We start from the raw sequence: 17,670 nt of genomic DNA on the forward strand, positions 1-17,670 counted from the left end.
CAGGTGGATCATGACGTCTGCCAGAAAAAAAACCGCTGTTAAAATCCTCATCCTCTCCATCGGACTGATGCTCTCGGGGCTCATTGCCGAGGCACTCCTTCCCGCCGCCGTTTTTTCACCCCTTCTTCACCTGGCTGTTGTCGTTCTGCTGGCGGTTTCGCTCGTCATCCTCAAGGTAGCTGGGGGGACAACGAGAACCCACAGGGAAAGTGAATACTCCCATGAACTGCAGGAAATGCAGCGGGAGGTGGACAAGACCATCCGTCGCTACAAAAGTCTTCTTGAAGGGGCCGGCAATGCCATCTTTGTCTTCAATGCAGACAGCGGCATTCTGGAAGAGGTTAACCGAAAAGGGTGTGAACTCCTCGGCTTCAGCAAGGAGGAAATGGCCGCCATGCGCGGCAAGGATCTGGTGCTTGAGGATGAGCAAGGAAAATTCACCTTGATGGTCTACCGGGTGAAGCGCCGTGGCCGGGCCCATTCCGACGGCATTACCTTCAAAAAGAGCGACGGCTCTTCCTTCCTTGGCGAGATAGATGCCCGGCTGATCGATCTGGGAGATGAAAATTTGGTTCATGTCATCGTACGCGATGTTACCTACAGGCATCGGGCAAAGCTGGAGATCCAACAACGGAACAGAGAATTATCAATTCTCAATAATATTCTGGCCGGTACCCAGACTTCCGACCTGCAGACGGTACTTGAAACAACCATCAAGGAGACTCTGGAAATATTCTCTGCCGAGGGGGGCACCATCCACCTTCTGGAAGACGACGGGAAGAGCCAGGTGTTGGCTGCTTCAATCAACATCTCTCCGGAACTTAATGCGAAATTGGCCCATAATAAATTGCAATGCGCATCGGACTGCCGCCTGTCGTCAGTTCAGCGTTGCCATGTGCTGAACTCTCTGGAGGAATTTCCATGCCACATCGCCATGGCCGCAGCGGAGGAAGGTTGGCAGTGCATCACGGCGGCGCCCCTGGTGGCGAAAACGGACCTGATCGGCATCATGCATATCCTGACCCGCGCGGAGCAGCATTATACCACAGAGGAATTGCGATTTCTGAGCACCATGGGAAGCCAGATCGGCATAGTTATAGAGCAGTCCCGGCTTTTCAGCGAACTGAACTGGAAGAACGAGGAACTGCTCCGCTCCCATCGCCTGCTGGAAAAAAGCAGCAACAAACTGGCCGTTTCCCAGAATCGGTTGAGGAAGAATCTGACCCTTGTGGAACGGGCCAACGCGGAGCTGGAAAGATTCGACCGGATGAAAAGCCACTTTATCGGCATGATTTCCCATGAATTCAAAACTCCTCTTACCAGTGTCCTCGGTGGTGCCGAGTATCTCCTCAACCTGGACAACCGGGATCTGTCGGTGGAACAAAGGCGCATGCTGGAGATGATATACAATGGGGGCCATCGACTGAACGAAATAGTCAGCGATCTCCTGACCGTTATAAAACTGGAAACCAGCGCTTCACCGGTAAAAAAAGTATCGTTGCAGCTGTCAGAGATTATCGAAACCCTGCAGGAACAATTCAAGCCACTTCTCAATGAAAGGAAGCAGACCTTGAGTTTCCGTAACAAGGAAGCCCTTCCTTATTTTAATGGTGATCGTGAGTATCTGGAGGAGGTTTTCAACGAACTGCTGGAGAATGCCATGAAATTTACCCCGGATGGCGGTGAAATCATCATCAAGGGACGAGTTGTCGACCGACAGGCTTTGGCAGAAAAGGCGGAACTGCTGATTCGCTTCAATCCCGGTTTTTACGAGCACCAGAGCGGCTCATGCTATCTTGAGGTGCAGGTGCAGGATTCGGGCATCGGTATTAGGGTTGACGAGCAGCTGAAAATTTTCGACAAGTTCTATGAGGTGGGGGACATCAGGCACCATTCCAGCGGCAAACACAAGTTCCAAGGCAAGGGGACCGGTTTGGGACTGGCCATCGTCAAAGGGATGGTGGAAGCCCATGGCGGAATGGTGTGGGTCGAATCGTCGGCGGGATCAGGCAGCTCGTTCTTTTTGCTCCTGCCACTTGAGGAGATTCCAGGGCAGCCTACACTCCCCTTTGTTCAGCAGGAGGCCCTCCCCTTTTTAACAGGTCTTTGAAAACTCTGAGATTTAAGAATTGGTTTGCTCCAGAAAAACTGTAAGCAGAAGCGGCTTCTGCAGGACAAAGATAAACTTGAAAAGGCACTGATAAGTGTGCTATTTGTGGGTACGCTCCAGCTAATAGTGTTATGTGGAGAGGGTATAAAATTACGGGAGGCTCCTGAATGCAGGAAAGAGAGAAGGCTATTGACCTGGCGTTGAGCCAGATAGAAAAGCAGTTCGGCAAGGGCTCCATAATGCGCCTCGGCAATGAAGAGGCCTTGCCCGATGTGGCAGCCATACCCACCGGCTCCCTTTCCCTCGACATTGCCCTTGGTGTCGGTGGCGTGCCCAGAGGGCGCATTATCGAAATCTACGGCCCGGAGTCGTCGGGAAAGACCACACTGGCACTGCACATCGTTGCAGAAGCACAGAAAACGGAAGGTATTGCTGCTTTTATAGATGCCGAGCATGCACTGGATATCGGCTATGCCCGTAAGCTGGGGGTGAAAACCGATGACCTGCTGGTTTCTCAGCCGGACACCGGTGAACAGGCCCTTGAAATAACGGAGACACTGGTGCGAAGCGGCGCCATTGATGTCCTCGTTATCGATTCGGTAGCGGCGCTGGTGCCGAAGGCCGAGATCGAAGGGGAGATGGGGGATTCGCACATGGGGCTGCAGGCCCGCCTCATGTCACAGGCCCTGCGGAAGTTGACCGCTATCATCAGTAAATCCAACTGTTGCGTCATCTTCATCAATCAGATCAGAATGAAAATCGGCGTCATGTTCGGCAATCCGGAAACAACCACTGGCGGCAACGCCCTCAAATTTTACGCCTCGGTGCGTATGGACATCAGGAAGATTGCCAGCCTCAAGCAGGGAAATGATGTCATTGGCTCCCGCACCAAGGTGAAAGTTGTGAAGAACAAGGTGGCTCCTCCCTTCAAGGAGGTTGAATTCGATATTCTCTACGGCGAGGGCATTTCCCGTGAGGGAGACATCCTTGATCTGGCCGTGGAAAAGGGAATTGTCGACAAGAGCGGCGCCTGGTTCTCTTACGGCAAGGAAAGGATCGGCCAGGGACGGGAAAACTCCCGCATCTACCTGAAGCAGAATCCGGAGATATGTGCGGAAATAAAGGAAAAGCTCGCCCAGCAGACAGTACCCTCCGGAGGGGGTGCATAAAAAATGGATCTTAACGAGATACTCACCATAGCTGTCAAGGCGCGCGGTTCGGATATCCACATCAAAACCGGCATGCCTCCCATCGTCCGCATTGACGGAAGGCTAAGGGCCATTCCCAATGCGGAACGCCTCACGGCCGAGAATGTCATGAACATGGCCATGGGGATCATGAACGAACGGCAGCAGAAGCATTTCGACGAGAATTTCGAGGTCGATCTTGCCTATGGCGTACCCGGCCTCGGCCGATTCCGTGTCAGTGTCTATGCCCAGCGGGGTAGCATCGCCATGGTGTTCCGTGCCATACCCTTCGGCATTCCATCACTGGAAGCGCTCAATCTGCCGCCGGTCCTGAAAAAAATCGCCATGGAAGAGCGTGGGCTGGTCCTGGTTACCGGGACCACCGGTAGCGGCAAGTCGACGACCCTGGCGGCAATGGTTGATTTCGTCAATGAAAGCCGCAACTGCAACATCATCACCATTGAAGACCCGGTGGAATACCTGCACAAGGATAAAAAGAGCATCATCAGCCAGCGTGAAGTGGGATTCGACACCTCCTCCTTCGGCAAGGCCCTGACCAGTTCCCTGCGTCAGGACCCTGATGTTATCCTCGTGGGTGAAATGCGTGATTTCGAAACTATCGAGACCGCCCTCACGGCTGCCGAAACGGGCCATCTGGTCATGTCGACCCTGCATACCCTGGATGCAGCCGAGACCATCAACCGCATCATTTCCGTCTTCCCCCCCTATCATCAACGTCAGGTAAGGATGCAGCTTTCCGGTATCATCAAGGGTGTCATCTCTCAGCGACTGGTACCGAGAGCCGACGGCAAAGGGAGGGTGCCCGCCGTCGAAGTCATGATCGGTACAGCCCGCATCCGTGATTGCATTGACGACAAGGAAAAGACCAAGCAGATACCGGAGGCCATTGCCCAGGGTTTCACCACCTACGGCATGCAGACCTTTGACCAGTCATTGATGCAGCTGTTCACCCGAAAGCTGATTACCTACGAAGAGGCTCTGCGCCAGTCATCCAATCCGGATGACTTTGCCCTCAAGGTTTCCGGCATCTCTTCCACCTCCGATGCCAACTGGGATCAGTTTGCCATGGAGGGAAGCGAAGAAGGGGAGAAGCTGGAAATAGACAAGTTCTGAAATGGGTGATAAGGCCGGTGCCCTGCCCGTGGCGCTGAGAATACTGGCCCGCCGGGATCACAGCGAGGCGGAACTGCGGCGCAAGCTTCAGGAAAGAGGCTTTGGCTGCGGCGAAACTGAGGCTGCCGTTACCAGGATGAAAGGGCTCGGTTACCTGGATGACAGTCGTTTTGCCCGACAATGGGCGGAATCGGCCGTTCGGAATGGACGCGGTTTCGGACCGAGGATCCGGCTGGAGTTGCTGCGCCGGGGAGTTGCCGAAACAATCATTTCGGAGGTGCTTGTATCTCTGACAGGTGATTACCAGGAGCGGCAGGTTCTGGAATCGGTCGTGGCCAGGAAATTCGGCAGTTTCGACTGCCGCAAGGCCGATGACAGGGAGAAGCGTCGTATTGTCAGCTATCTCCAGCGCCGCGGCTTTTCCCTTTCCCTGATTTTGGATGTTTTACATGAGCAGCAAGGTTGCCGAGGCAACCTTTTTTAGTTCCTTTCAAGCTGCTTTTACAATATTTTGCAGAGGTTTTCATGACAGGCAAAGAAATCAGAGAAAAGTTCTTCAGATTTTTTGAGGAGAGAGGTCATACGGTTGTGGAAAGCTCCAACCTCGTCCCCAGAAATGACCCGACCCTCCTCTTTACCAATGCGGGAATGAACCAGTTCAAGGATCTGTTCCTCGGCCTGGAGAAACGTGGCTACGTCCGCGCCTGCAGTTCCCAAAAATGTGTCCGCGCCGGCGGCAAGCACAATGACCTGGAAAATGTCGGTCGTACCGCCCGTCATCATACCTTTTTCGAGATGCTGGGAAATTTTTCCTTCGGCGACTATTTCAAAAAAGAGGCCATTGCCTTTGCCTGGGACTTCCTGACCAGGGAACTGAAGCTGGACAAGAATCGCCTTTATGTGACGGTTTACACGGACGATGACGAGGCGGCCGAGATCTGGAACAAGCAGGAAGGGGTACCTGTGGAGCGGATCTACCGCTTCGGCGAGAAGGACAACTTCTGGTCCATGGGTGATACCGGACCGTGCGGTCCCTGCACCGAGATCTTCTGGGACAATGGTCCCGGCACCGGCTGCGGCAGCCCTACCTGCGAGGTCGGCTGCGATTGCGACCGCTATATGGAGATCTGGAACAACGTCTTCATGCAGTTCAACAGGGATGCCAAGGGTAACATGACGCCGCTGCCGAAACCATCAGTGGATACCGGAATGGGCTTGGAGCGGATCTGCACCGTCATGCAGGGGGTTACCTCCAATTACGACACGGATCTCCTGCAGGGAATCATTCGGCACGTGGAAAAGCTTTCCGGCAAGCGGTACCGCCAGGACGAGAAGGATGATGTCTCCATGCGGGTCATTGCCGATCACGCGCGGGCCATCACCTTCCTCATCTGCGACGGCGTGCTCCCCAGCAACGAGGGGCGCGGCTACGTGCTCCGCCGCATTATGCGCCGGGCCGCCCGCCACGCCAAGATGCTCGGCTTTGCCGAGCCGGTGCTGTACCGGATTGTCGACGCAGTCAATGCCATGATGGGGGACGCCTATCCGGAGCTTCTGGAGCGGGAGGAGTACGTCAAGAAGGTGATCCATGCGGAAGAGGAACGGTTCATGGAAACTTTGGACCGGGGCCTTTCCATTCTCAACGAGGAGGTTGCCCTACTGAAGAAACAGGCCGGGACCGTGCTGCCGGGGGAGGTGGTTTTCCGCCTCTACGACACTTTCGGGTTCCCGGTGGATCTTACGGCGGACATTGTCGCCAATGAAGGGCTGACTATCGACGAGGACGGCTTCGTCCTGTGCATGGAGAAACAGCGCCTCCAGGCGAGGGAAAACTGGAAGGGGTCAGGAGAGGAAGGTCTGGCAGAGATTTACAAGAACCTGCACGGCAAAGGGATCAGGAGCGCATTTGTCGGCTATGACGAGCAGACGGCTTATTCTCCCATAACTGTTCTGCTGCGGGAAGGCAGAGAGGTTACTGAAGCGGTTGTCGGGGAGGAAGTGGAAGTCGTCGTCGGAACCACCCCCTTCTATGGCGCTTCCGGCGGCCAAGCCGGGGATATCGGTGTCATTTCAACCGGCAATGCCCATCTTAAAGTCGTCGGCACCAGCAAGCCCTTTGCCGATCTCACCGTGCACCGCGTACTGGTGGAGAAAGGGACGGTCAAGGTGGGGGATGCGGCCGATCTAAAGGTACTCACCCGGGAGCGTAACGCCACGGCCCGCAACCACACGGCTACCCATCTCTTGCAGTCGGCCCTGCGTCAGGTCGTCGGCGACCATGTGAAGCAGGCCGGTTCGCTGGTCACTGCCGACCGGCTCCGCTTCGACTTCACCCACTTCTCTGCCATGGCGGCCGACGAATTGCGTCGGGTGGAGAACATCGTCAATGGATACATCATGGAGAACTCCGACGTGAGTTCGGTGGAAATGGCCGCGGCAGAAGCCATGCAGAGCGGTGCCACCGCCCTGTTCGGCGAAAAATACGGGGACCGGGTCCGGGTTGTCAGGGTGGGTGAGGTGAGCAGCGAGTTGTGCGGTGGTACCCATGTCCAGGCAGCCGGCGACATCGGATTTTTCAAGATTGTCAGTGAAGCGGGGATTGCCGCAGGGGTGCGCCGTATCGAGGCCGTCACCGGCAGCGGCGCCATTGAATATGTCCAGCAGCTGGAAGACGAGCAGAAGCACCTTGCGACCCTGATCAAGGCGGAGGGAGGCGGCGTCATCGACAGAGTTGAGCGCCTGCTGGCAAGACAGAAAGAACTGCAGCGGGAAGTGGAGGAACTCCAGTCCCGCCTGAACGCCTCCAAGTCGGCCGATCTGCTTGCCGGGGTACGGGAAAGCAATGGAATAAAAATTCTTGCCACCAGAGTTGAGACCGGGGACCCGAAAGGGCTGCGTGATCTGTCTGACAGCCTGAAAGACCGGCTTCAGTCGGGGGTGATCGTTCTCGGCTGTGCTGCAGCCGGCAAGGCCAACCTGCTGGTGGCCGTGACCAAAGATCTCACCGACCGCTGCAAGGCAGGGGACATCATCAAGTCACTGGCTCCCATCATCGGCGGCAGCGGCGGCGGCAAGCCCGAGCTTGCCCAGGCTGGCGGCACGAAGCCTGAAAATCTCGATGAGGCATTGGAAGCAGCCTATAAAATAATCGGTTAACCGGGAGTGACTCCATGAACTGGAAAAATGTCGATTCTAATGCTCTGGCTGAAAATCTCCATCCCAAGCACGACAAATACTTTCTCAAAGACCTCGTTGTTAAGGCTGACAGCGGTCTTCTCAGTGTCCATCGCGGCAGAATCGAGCCTGGCGGAGAGATCTTTGTCCACACCCATGAGGTAGAGTCGGAGACTTTCTATATCCTCTCCGGCCGGCTTGAGTGCACCATGGGTGATGAGAAAATAGCTTATGCCGCCGGCAACTGCGGCTTCGCACCACCGGGCATTCCCCACGGCCTGCGCAATACGGGGGATGTCCCAGCGGAGCTTATCGCCATCTTTACCCCACCTCTGAAGTAATCTGCAGCCGATTTTGTGAGGCGCCATGCTTGATGTCGTTCAGACTCAGAACATAGAGCTCCGCCAGAAGCAGGAGGGGAAATGCATTCTCATCGTCGATGATGAGGCCATCATCCGCGATCTCTGCAGCAGGGCACTCAAAGGCTACCGGGTGCTGGAGGCTGCCGATGGCGAAGAGGCCCTCAAGGTCTTCGAGAATGGCGGGGTCGATGTCATCCTCACCGATGTGATGATGCCCAACATGGATGGGATCGAGCTCCTGAAGAAGCTGAAGGAGCTGGAACCGACGCTGGTGGTCATTGTCATGACCGGCTATGCGGACAAGGACATCATCCTCAATGCACTGAAGGCCGATGCCGACGATTTCATCACCAAACCACTCAACCTGCTGCAACTGAAGACGGCGATCGAAAAGGCGCTGGTGAAAAAGGCGCTCAAGGAGGAGATTGCCAATCTCAAGAACGTCGACCGCCTCAAATCGAATTTCCTCTCACTGGTTTCCCACAAATTTCGCACTCCCATCACGTCGATTTCCCTGTTTCTGCAGAACCTTGCCTCAGGAGTATATGACCCGGAAGACCCGGACCTGAGCATGATCTACAAGGAGTCGTGCTATCTTGGCGGATTGGTCACCGATCTCCTCAATTTCAGCCAGATGATGGACAAAGGTGACAAGCTGAAACTTGAGCCATGCAACCTGAACAGCATAATTCTCGACATCCTTCCTGCTTCACGGGAGGTGGCCGGCAAATCGGGGGTAGAGATCGCCTTCAACCTGGATCCTATCCCCAGCCTGTTCCTCGACCGGGAAAAAGTCAGCTTTGCCATCAAGCAGGTGATCGATAACGCCTTCAAGTTCTCGAAAGAGAGAGGCCGCGTTTCGATCCAAATCGAGAAGCAGGAAGATCTTTCCAGGATAATCGTTGAAGACGAAGGCATCGGCATAAGTAAAGAAGATCTGCCTAAGATCTTCGAGAAATTCTACCAGGTGGACAGGGAAAATACTGGCCAGATCCGTGGTTTTGGCCTGGGTCTTTTTTATGCTCGTGAATTCATTCGGCTGCACCACGGAAAGCTCGTCATCGAAAGCGAGCCGGGAAAAGGAACTAAGGTCACCATCACGCTGCCGGCTGCAGAAGGCTGCCCCATCTAGATTTCCTCCGCACCAGAAAACCCCCTTTGATGTTGATTATTTCGCCTTATCTGCTATATTTAATTTTTTTCTGAAGGGTACCGCATGAACAGTTTACCAGAATCGCAGATGCAGAAATTGATTGAAAAAGCAAATACCTTGATGGAAGCGCTCCCGTACATCAGGCGTTTTTCCGGCAAGACCATCGTCATCAAATACGGTGGCCATGCCATGGCTGACGAGGCACTGAAAAAGTCATTTGCTCTCGATGTCATCCTGCTCAAATATATCGGTATAAACACGGTTATCGTCCATGGCGGTGGCCCCCAGATCAACGAGACTCTCAAGCGTTACGGCATCGTCTCCCAGTTCGTCAAAGGGATGCGGGTTACTGACGAAGCGACCATGGGGGTGGTGGAGATGGTGCTGACCGGCCAGGTGAACAAAGAGGTCGTCGGTTACCTTAACCAGCATGGCGGCAGGGCGGTCGGGCTTTCCGGCAAGGATGGCGGACTGCTCTTGTGCAAAAAGCTGCTTCAGGAAGTGAAAAACGAACAAGGGGTGTTGGAAACTGTCGACATCGGCTTTGTCGGCGATGTGGTTGATGTGGATTCCAGCATTCTAGTGACCCTGGAAGCGGGAGGATTTATTCCGGTCATCGCCCCGATCGGTGTCGGCACCGGTGGCGAGAGCTACAACATCAATGCCGATGTGGTTGCCGGCAAGGTTGCTGCAGCCCTGAAGGCAGAGAAGCTGATTCTTCTGACCGATGTTTCCGGGGTTAAGGACCAGGGCGGCAATCTTCTGTCCAGTATTGCCCTTGGCGATGTTCCGGGACTGATCGAAGATGGCACCATTACCGGCGGCATGATTCCCAAGGTCACTTGCTGCACCGATGCCCTGACCGGTGGGGTGCACAAGGCCCACATCGTCGATGGCCGCATCGAGCATGCCATTCTTCTTGAAATCTTTACCAATGTCGGCATCGGCACGGAGATACAGGCTTAATTCCTATAAGAACGGGGAACAAGTATGAACTCACAACAATGGATCGCCAAGGGCGACAAATACATCATGAAGACCTATGGCCGCTATCCGCTGGTGCCGGTCAGGGGCGAAGGGTGCTACCTGTGGGATGCGGACGGCAAACGCTATCTGGATTTCCTCGCCGGGGTGGCCGTCAACAACCTGGGGCATTGTCATCCGAAAGTGGTGGCGGCGCTGCAGAAACAGGCGGCCGAGCTGATCCATTGCTCCAACTATTACCACATCCCGACCCAGATCGAACTGGCCGAGCTGCTCTGCAACAACTCCTTTGCCGACCGGGCTTTTTTCTGCAACAGCGGCGCCGAGGCCAACGAGGCCGCCATCAAGCTGGCGCGCAAGTACAGCCGGGAAAAGTTTGGGCCTGAGCGCTACCAGATCATTACCGCCATTTCGTCCTTCCACGGCCGGACCATGGCCACCGTCTCCGCCACCGGCCAGGAGAAGGTGCAGAAATTCTTCGATCCCCTGCTGCATGGCTTCGTCCATGTCCCTTTCAATGATGCCGATGCCCTGCGCCAGGCGGTTACTCCTGCTACCTGTGCCATCATGCTGGAACCGATCCAGGGTGAAGGCGGGGTCGTGGTTCCCGATGCGGAATATTTCCGCCAGGTAAGGCAGATCTGCGACGACAACAACCTGCTCCTCATCTTCGACGAGGTTCAGGTGGGAATCGGCAGGACCGGCAAGCTCTTTGCTCATGAGCATTTCGGCGTCACTCCCGATATCATGACCCTTGCCAAGGCTCTGGCCGGAGGCGCTCCCATCGGCACCATGCTGGCCAAGGAAGAGTTGGCCGAATTCTTCGGCCCGGGTACCCATGGCTCCACCTTCGGCGGCAATCCGCTGGTGACGGCTGCCGGGGTTGCAGCCATAAGGACGATTCTGGAAGAAGGCATCCTCAACCACGCCGAAGAAATCGGTGAGTACCTGGTGGGCGAACTGGAAGGACTGAAAAGAAAGTTCCCCGTTATCACGGAGGTACGCGGCATCGGCCTGATGATCGGTGCCGAGCTTTCCATTCCCGGCGGAGAAATCGTCAAGAAGGCCCTGGAACGGGGCGTTCTGCTCAACGTGACCCACGACAGTGTGCTCCGGTTTGTACCACCGCTGATCGTCGGCAAGAAGGAAGTGGACGAAATGATCGGCATTCTCGCCGGCATTCTTGCGGAGATTTGAATCTTTGTAGGGGCGGTCCCGTGTGGCCGCCCGATAATAGGGCAACCACGCGGGGTTGCCCCTACGAAAGGATAAAAATGAACAAGGATTTCCTGGCACTGAGCCAGTTCAGCAAAAGCGAGCTGGACGCCATCTTTACCCTGACCAGGGAGCTGAAGCAAAAACAGAAAAGGGGGGAGGAGCATCACCTGCTCAAGGGGAAAACCCTGGCGATGATCTTCGAGAAATCCTCCACCCGAACCCGCGTCTCCTTCGAGGTGGGTATGTACCAGCTGGGGGGGCATCCGCTCTTCATCTCTACCAAGGATTCCCAGATGGGACGGGGCGAGCCGATCAAGGACACTGCGCGGGTGATGGCCCGCTATTGCGATGGTGTCATGATTCGCACCTATGGCCAGGAGATCGTGGAAGAATTTGCCCGCTACTCATCGGTACCGATCATTAACGGTCTCACTGACCTGCACCATCCCTGCCAGATCATGGCCGACCTTTTTACCGTCATCGAGCACCGCGGCAGTTATGAAGGGCTGAAGATCGCCTGGGTAGGGGATGGCAATAACATGGCCAACACCTGGATCGAGGCAGCTGCCATTTTCGGTTTCGACCTGACCCTTGCCTGTCCCAAGGGGTATGAACCGGATGCAGCGGCCATGCAATGGGCGCTTGCCAATGCCACCTCCAGTATCGTCCTCACCGACGATCCCCAGGAGGCGGTAAAGGATGCCGATGTGGTCAACACCGACGTCTGGGCGAGCATGGGACAGGAAGCGGAGCAGAACAAGCGGGAAAAGGACTTTGCCGGTTATCAACTGAACGAAGCTCTACTCGATCTGGCTAAGGGGAACTGCATGGTACTCCACTGTCTGCCGGCTCACCGGGGCGAGGAGATTACCGATGACGTCATCGAGGGGCCACATTCGGCGGTGTGGGATGAGGCGGAAAACAGGTTGCACGTACAAAAAGCCATCATGGCAACCCTCATGGGTTGAGGAGCGCCGCTTTTCCGCCATGGCGGCGTTGCCCGGCGGGAACTCCTTGTGCGACGTGGATGGGCGCTGTTTATGCCCTGTGGGTACCACGCCTCCGCGGATTCCCTTGGGCGCCTTGCCCTGACGAAAAATCGACGTTCCATAGGAAAATCTGGACAATTTACATTGAAATCGTTGAAAAGGAGATATTTTAATGGCTAAGCAAGAAGTGAAGAAGATCGTCCTTGCCTACTCCGGCGGGCTGGATACCTCCATCATCCTCAAGTGGTTGAAGAACGAGTACGGTTGTGAAGTGATTACCTTTTCCGCCGATCTGGGCCAGGGGGACGAGTTGGCGCCGATCCGGGAAAAGGCTTTCGCCACCGGTGCCGACAAGGTCTATATCGATGACCTGAAGGAGGAATTCGTCCGCGACTTCGTCTATCCCATGTTCCGGGCCAATGCCATTTACGAGGGGCATTACCTGCTCGGCACTTCCATCGCCCGGCCGCTCATTGCCAAGCGGCAGATGGAGATTGCCAAGATCGAGGGTGCCGATGCCGTTTCCCACGGCGCTACCGGCAAGGGCAACGATCAGGTCCGGTTCGAGCTGGGCTACTACCATTTCAATCCGGCCATTACCGTCATCGCCCCCTGGAGGGACTGGAAGCTGAACAGCCGCCAGGCGCTGGTCAACTACGCCAAGAAGAACGACATACCCATTCCGGTCACCAAGAAGCGCCCCTGGTCCTCTGACCGAAACCTGCTGCACATCTCCTTCGAAGGTGCCATCCTTGAGGATACCTGGGCGGAAGCACCGGAAAACATGTACGTGCTGACCAAGGCGCCGGAAAAGGCCCCCAATAAGCCACAGTACGTGGAAATTGAGTTCAAGAACGGCAACGCCGTGGCCGTTGATGGTGAAAAGATGTCGCCTGCCCAGCTCCTTGCCCACCTCAACTTCATCGGCGGCGAGCACGGCATCGGCCGGGTCGACCTTCTGGAGAACCGCTCGGTGGGCATGAAATCCCGCGGTGTCTATGAGACCCCCGGCGGCACCATTCTGCGCGAGGCGCACATGGCTGTTGAGCAGATTACCATGGACCGCGAGGTCATGCACCTGCGCGATTCCCTCGTTCCCCGCTATGCTGAGATGGTCTACAACGGCTATTGGTTTTCGCCGGAGCGGGAAATGCTCCAGGCCCTGATCGACGAGTCACAGAAAACGGTCAACGGTGTGGCACGGGTGAAGCTGTACAAGGGCCATTGCCGGACCGTCGGCCGCAAGTCCGAGACCGATTCCCTCTTCAATCTCGATTTTGCCACCTTCGAAAAGGATCAGGTATACAACCAGAAGGATGCGGAAGGTTTCATAAAGCTGAATTCCCTCCGTCTGCGTATCCGCTCGCTTCAGGCTGCGGCAAAAAAGAAATAATGGCTGAAACACCAAAGATGGATTAATCTGTAGGGGCACGGTAACACTGTGCCCCTACGGTCTTATATGCCACAGATAAAATACAAAAAAGAACATATCGTCACCTCGGTAGTTGCGGTTATCGTCGATGACGACGAACGGGTGCTGCTGACCAAGCGGAACATCCCTCCGTTCATGGACCAGTGGGTCATGCCGGGGGGGCAGATCGACCTGGGAGAGCCGATGCTGGAGGCTCTTCACCGGGAGGTGATGGAGGAAGTCGGCCTGGAGGTGGAAGTGCAGGGACTGGTGGATGTCTTCGAACACCTGACGCCGGGTCCCCACAATAGCCATTTCGTCATCCTCTACTACCGTTGCCGGCCGCTCTATTGCGATATTACCCATAACCCCCAGGAAGTGGCCGAGGCCCGGTGGGTGCCGTGCGGGGAGCTCGCCAGGTACGACATGCCCGACGGTACCAGGTTCATACTGGGCAAGATCTTCCCCGAACTCTGTAGTTGTGATATTAGGTCATGAAGTTGTGGGTTTTGCTCCTGAAACAAACCTAACTGACTATGGTTCAAATCATCGACAAAAAGATCAATCTGGAGTTCCCCCAGGGGCATCATCTCCATTGCCTGATCGCCCAGATTCCCAATCACCTGCGGCGTGTGGAGCACGGCTTCGCCCTGACCGACCCGGAAGAGAAATGGACCCAGGTCAAGGCGATCCTCGACCTGATCAGCATCGGTGAAGGCAACCTGAAAAAGCTCCACTTCCTGGTGCTGCCTGAGACCAGCATCCCCTTTTCCCGTTTCGACGAGATGTTGGCCATTCTGGAGCACAGTTTCCGGCCCAATACCGTCACCATGTTCGGTGTGGAGCACATACGGCTGAGGGTCTACCGGGAGTTGCTGGAGCGCTTCAGGGAAAACAACGACGAGGCGATCGAGCTGGTGGACCGGGACATCGACTCGGGCGACATCCTGGATATGCCGGTCAACTGGTGCTGCATCGCAGTCAAGGAGGCAACGGGCAAGCTGCGGGTTTTTCTCGAGGCGAAGTCGCACCCCTTCCATGGCGAAGAGTTCCTGGACAAATACCATGACCTCTACCGCGGCCGCCATTTTTACCTGTTCAGGAGCCGCCCGTCATGCTTCAACTTCATGGCCCTGATCTGCCTGGACTACATATATCGGGATCTGTACGCATCGAACATCAAGCAGATCATCGACCATGCCGACCGCCTCTTCTTCAGTACCAAACAGGGTCTGGACGCTTTATTCGTCATCCAGTGCAACCCGAAGCCGGAGCACCGGGCCTATTTCGAGGTCATCAGCGGCTTCTACGGAGAGTTTCTCGAGGATACGCCGGGGGTAAGGGAGACGGTTTCCGTCTTTGCCAATACTTCTGATGAGACCAGTCTGGAAGGACTGCCGTCCCAGGCGCCCTACGGCAACTCCTTCGTTGTCATGAATAAGCATTACAAGCTGGGAAAGATCCAGCATCCGGAGTTCACCACCGACAATTTCAGCGGTGCGCCGGTGTGCCGGCTGCGCTTCGGCAGCGGCACGCGCCTCTACTACATCAACCTGCCCCTGTACCATGAGTTGGACCCCCGCACCAGCAGGATCCCCCTCAAGGTGCACGTGGTCCTGCGCTGGTCCGAAGGGAAGTGGGTCAAGATACAGGGCGACGAAATGGTGGCAGCTGTAACCGGCTGACCGCCTGTTAATATTTCATGCATTAGCATCAGGAGAGACCAGATGAGCAAAGACAAACTGTGGGGTGGCCGTTTCACCCAGCCCACTGACAAATTCGTCGAGGAATTCACCGCTTCCATCGACTTCGACAAGCGCCTCTACCATCAGGATATTCGCGGCTCCATCGCCCACGCCCGGATGTTGGGCAAACAGCGGATCATCCCCATGGAGGATGTGGAGAAAATAGTCCATGGACTGCAGGAGATCCTTGACCAGATCGAGGCCGGCAAATTCGATTTCTCCATCTCCCTGGAAGACATCCACATGAATATCGAGTCGCGCCTGTCGGCGAAGATCGGCGAGGCGGGCAAACGTCTGCACACCGGGCGCTCGCGCAACGACCAGGTGGCCCTGGATATCCGCCTCTACCTGCGGGACGAGCTGGTGGAGATCAGCGCTTACCTTGATCTGCTGGTGGATTCACTGCTCACCCAGGCGGAAAAGAATATCGATGTCATCATGCCGGGCTATACCCACCTCCAGACTGCCCAGCCGATTCTCTTCGCCCATCACATGCTTGCTTATGTGGAAATGTTCAAGCGGGACAAGGGCCGCATGGAAGACTGCCTGAAGCGGACCAACATCCTGCCGCTGGGGGCCGGTGCCCTGGCCGGGACCACATTCCCCATCGACCGGGAGCACGTGGCCGAATTGCTGGACTTCCCCGAGGTAACCCGCAACTCCCTCGACTCGGTTTCCGATCGGGATTTTGCCCTGGAATTCCTGGCCGATGCCTCCATTCTGATGATGCACCTCTCTCGATTCTCCGAGGAGCTGATCCTCTGGTCCACCAGTGAATTCAAATTCATCGACCTCTCCGACGGCTTCTGCACCGGCTCTTCCATCATGCCCCAGAAGAAAAACCCGGACGTGCCGGAACTGGTGCGGGGCAAGACCGGCCGTGTCTACGGTAACCTGATGGCCCTCCTCACCGTGATGAAATCACTGCCCCTGGCCTACAACAAGGACATGCAGGAGGACAAGGAGCCGCTTTTCGACACCATCGACACCGTCAAGGGAAGCCTCAAGATCTTTGCCGATATGATCCGGGAGATGCAGGTCAACACCGACACCATGCGCAACGCAGCGGCAAAAGGCTTTTCCACGGCCACCGACGTGGCCGACTACCTGGTGCGCAAGGGGATGCCGTTCCGTGACGCCCATGAGGTGGTAGGAAAATCGGTTGCATACTGCATCGCCAACAAAAAGGACCTGCCGGAGCTTGCCATCGAGGAATGGAAGGGTTTCTCCCCGATGATCGATACCGACATCTATGAGGCCATCACCCTGGAGGCTAGCGTCAATGCTCGCCGTGCAACCGGCGGCACTTCTCTGGAAGGGGTTAAAAGAGAGATTGCCAGAGTACGAGCTGGCAAGTAGACGGCTGTGGCTTTTGGGCAATTTCTGCGTTCGGCTGCGGGGCAATCGATAGGTTTTCATACATGCTAAAAATCCTGATTCCCATCATCATAATCTTTTTACTCTCTGCCTGTGGCAAGAAGGGGCCGCTGGTGCCGCCGGAGGCGCTGGTCCCTGCTGCCGTGGCCGATCTCCATGTTGCGCAGAAGGGGGACTTTTTCCAGCTCTCCTGGTCCCAGCCGACCAAGGAAGCCGGGGGTGGTCGCCTGACCGGCCTTGCCGGCTTTGAGCTCTTTCGGAGGGAGGTGTTGCCCCCGGCTGAGGATTGCGAACAGTGCCAAACTGCCTATCGCCTGCTGAAAAAGGTCGATCTGGATTACCTGCGTGTTGTGGACCGCCTCGGCAACCTGTTATTGGTCAACGATAACGGGGTAGAGACCGGCAAGACCTACCAGTACAAGGTCATCTCGCGGAAAAAGGACGGCACCCCCAGTCCGGAATCCAATCGGGCCCGACGGCAGAAGGTCAATCCCCCCTTGCCGCCGGAGGTCAAGGCAACTTCCCAGACAACCAGTATCCTTATTGAGTTGAATCCTGCGCAGGTGGAGCCGGCCGCTGTCCTGTCGGGATACAATATCTACCGCTGGCGGACCGGGCAGTCCATCCCCCCGATTCCCCTCAACGACAAGCCCGTCACCGGCAATACCTTTGAAGACCAGCGGGTGGAGCGGGGTGTTACCTATTCCTATGCAGTGCGTACCCTGGTCAAGGCAGCGGGAGAAGAGGTGGAAAGCGCACCTTCCAACCAAGTGAGCGGGGCTTTGGCAGAGCCTGACTGATCTTCTCAATCTGCCAATATAACGTC

The 17,670-nt window shown here is 56.0% G+C and carries 15 protein-coding genes; all 15 read left to right on the forward strand.

Going from position 1 to position 17,670, the window contains the following annotated elements:
- Positions 1–10: 10 nt before the first annotated feature.
- The 15 genes from GEOB_RS05545 to lptM all read left to right on the forward strand — a co-directional run bounded on the left by GEOB_RS05545 (position 11) and on the right by lptM (position 17,644).
- Positions 11–2,110: a PAS domain-containing sensor histidine kinase gene (locus GEOB_RS05545; protein ID WP_012646203.1), complete on the forward strand. Its 2,100-nt coding sequence runs from the start codon at positions 11–13 to the stop codon at positions 2,108–2,110.
- Between the two features lie 167 nt (positions 2,111–2,277).
- The gene (recA, locus tag GEOB_RS05550; RefSeq protein ID WP_012646204.1) at positions 2,278–3,279 is read left to right on the forward strand and encodes a recombinase RecA; all 1,002 of its coding nucleotides are present in this window, start codon (positions 2,278–2,280) and stop codon (positions 3,277–3,279) included.
- A gap of 3 nt (positions 3,280–3,282) precedes the next feature.
- Positions 3,283–4,431 (forward strand): type IV pilus twitching motility protein PilT, encoded by a 1,149-nt coding sequence (locus GEOB_RS05555; RefSeq protein WP_012646205.1) that lies wholly within the window; start codon positions 3,283–3,285, stop codon positions 4,429–4,431.
- Between the two features lies 1 nt (position 4,432).
- The gene (locus tag GEOB_RS05560) at positions 4,433–4,915 is read left to right on the forward strand and encodes a regulatory protein RecX (protein WP_012646206.1); all 483 of its coding nucleotides are present in this window, start codon (positions 4,433–4,435) and stop codon (positions 4,913–4,915) included.
- A 41-nt stretch (positions 4,916–4,956) separates the two neighbouring features.
- Complete coding sequence (gene alaS / locus GEOB_RS05565; protein ID WP_012646207.1) at positions 4,957–7,587, forward strand: alanine--tRNA ligase; 2,631 nt, start codon at positions 4,957–4,959, stop codon at positions 7,585–7,587.
- A 14-nt stretch (positions 7,588–7,601) separates the two neighbouring features.
- A complete protein-coding gene (locus tag GEOB_RS05570) occupies positions 7,602–7,946 on the forward strand; it encodes a cupin domain-containing protein (protein WP_012646208.1) in 345 nt (114 codons plus the stop codon).
- Positions 7,947–7,971: 25 nt separating this feature from the next.
- Positions 7,972–9,099, forward strand: a complete 1,128-nt coding sequence (locus tag GEOB_RS05575) for a hybrid sensor histidine kinase/response regulator (protein ID WP_012646209.1) — start codon at positions 7,972–7,974, stop codon at positions 9,097–9,099.
- A gap of 108 nt (positions 9,100–9,207) precedes the next feature.
- A complete protein-coding gene (gene argB, locus GEOB_RS05580; RefSeq protein WP_012646210.1) occupies positions 9,208–10,086 on the forward strand; it encodes an acetylglutamate kinase in 879 nt (292 codons plus the stop codon).
- A gap of 24 nt (positions 10,087–10,110) precedes the next feature.
- A complete protein-coding gene (locus tag GEOB_RS05585; protein WP_012646211.1) occupies positions 10,111–11,301 on the forward strand; it encodes an acetylornithine transaminase in 1,191 nt (396 codons plus the stop codon).
- Positions 11,302–11,378: 77 nt separating this feature from the next.
- Positions 11,379–12,290, forward strand: coding sequence for an ornithine carbamoyltransferase (gene argF, locus GEOB_RS05590; RefSeq protein WP_012646212.1), 912 nt, complete (start codon positions 11,379–11,381; stop codon positions 12,288–12,290).
- 193 nt (positions 12,291–12,483) lie between these two features.
- Positions 12,484–13,704: an argininosuccinate synthase gene (locus GEOB_RS05595; protein WP_012646213.1), complete on the forward strand. Its 1,221-nt coding sequence runs from the start codon at positions 12,484–12,486 to the stop codon at positions 13,702–13,704.
- 66 nt (positions 13,705–13,770) lie between these two features.
- On the forward strand, positions 13,771–14,220 hold the full coding sequence (locus tag GEOB_RS05600; protein WP_012646214.1) for a nucleoside diphosphate-linked moiety X motif 17: 450 nt from the start codon (positions 13,771–13,773) through the stop codon (positions 14,218–14,220).
- A gap of 38 nt (positions 14,221–14,258) precedes the next feature.
- Positions 14,259–15,407, forward strand: coding sequence for a hypothetical protein (locus GEOB_RS05605; protein ID WP_012646215.1), 1,149 nt, complete (start codon positions 14,259–14,261; stop codon positions 15,405–15,407).
- A 42-nt stretch (positions 15,408–15,449) separates the two neighbouring features.
- Positions 15,450–16,826, forward strand: a complete 1,377-nt coding sequence (gene argH, locus GEOB_RS05610; protein WP_012646216.1) for an argininosuccinate lyase — start codon at positions 15,450–15,452, stop codon at positions 16,824–16,826.
- Between the two features lie 62 nt (positions 16,827–16,888).
- Positions 16,889–17,644: an LPS translocon maturation chaperone LptM gene (gene lptM, locus GEOB_RS05615; protein ID WP_012646217.1), complete on the forward strand. Its 756-nt coding sequence runs from the start codon at positions 16,889–16,891 to the stop codon at positions 17,642–17,644.
- Positions 17,645–17,670: the final 26 nt, after the last annotated feature.

Origin of the sequence: Geotalea daltonii FRC-32 (assembly GCF_000022265.1) — a bacterium.
Classification (GTDB): Bacteria; Desulfobacterota; Desulfuromonadia; order Geobacterales; family Geobacteraceae; genus Geotalea; species Geotalea daltonii.

What these genes read in the sequence shown, in the direction of transcription:
- GEOB_RS05545 (WP_012646203.1), top strand. Translation starts at nt 11, where the DNA reads ATGACGTCTGCCAGAAAAAAAACCGCTGTTAAAATCCTCATCCTCTCC.
- recA (WP_012646204.1), top strand. Translation starts at nt 2,278, where the DNA reads ATGCAGGAAAGAGAGAAGGCTATTGACCTGGCGTTGAGCCAGATAGAA.
- GEOB_RS05555 (WP_012646205.1), top strand. Translation starts at nt 3,283, where the DNA reads ATGGATCTTAACGAGATACTCACCATAGCTGTCAAGGCGCGCGGTTCG.
- GEOB_RS05560 (WP_012646206.1), top strand. Translation starts at nt 4,433, where the DNA reads ATGGGTGATAAGGCCGGTGCCCTGCCCGTGGCGCTGAGAATACTGGCC.
- alaS (WP_012646207.1), top strand. Translation starts at nt 4,957, where the DNA reads ATGACAGGCAAAGAAATCAGAGAAAAGTTCTTCAGATTTTTTGAGGAG.
- GEOB_RS05570 (WP_012646208.1), top strand. Translation starts at nt 7,602, where the DNA reads ATGAACTGGAAAAATGTCGATTCTAATGCTCTGGCTGAAAATCTCCAT.
- GEOB_RS05575 (WP_012646209.1), top strand. Translation starts at nt 7,972, where the DNA reads ATGCTTGATGTCGTTCAGACTCAGAACATAGAGCTCCGCCAGAAGCAG.
- argB (WP_012646210.1), top strand. Translation starts at nt 9,208, where the DNA reads ATGCAGAAATTGATTGAAAAAGCAAATACCTTGATGGAAGCGCTCCCG.
- GEOB_RS05585 (WP_012646211.1), top strand. Translation starts at nt 10,111, where the DNA reads ATGAACTCACAACAATGGATCGCCAAGGGCGACAAATACATCATGAAG.
- argF (WP_012646212.1), top strand. Translation starts at nt 11,379, where the DNA reads ATGAACAAGGATTTCCTGGCACTGAGCCAGTTCAGCAAAAGCGAGCTG.
- GEOB_RS05595 (WP_012646213.1), top strand. Translation starts at nt 12,484, where the DNA reads ATGGCTAAGCAAGAAGTGAAGAAGATCGTCCTTGCCTACTCCGGCGGG.
- GEOB_RS05600 (WP_012646214.1), top strand. Translation starts at nt 13,771, where the DNA reads ATGCCACAGATAAAATACAAAAAAGAACATATCGTCACCTCGGTAGTT.
- GEOB_RS05605 (WP_012646215.1), top strand. Translation starts at nt 14,259, where the DNA reads ATGGTTCAAATCATCGACAAAAAGATCAATCTGGAGTTCCCCCAGGGG.
- argH (WP_012646216.1), top strand. Translation starts at nt 15,450, where the DNA reads ATGAGCAAAGACAAACTGTGGGGTGGCCGTTTCACCCAGCCCACTGAC.
- lptM (WP_012646217.1), top strand. Translation starts at nt 16,889, where the DNA reads ATGCTAAAAATCCTGATTCCCATCATCATAATCTTTTTACTCTCTGCC.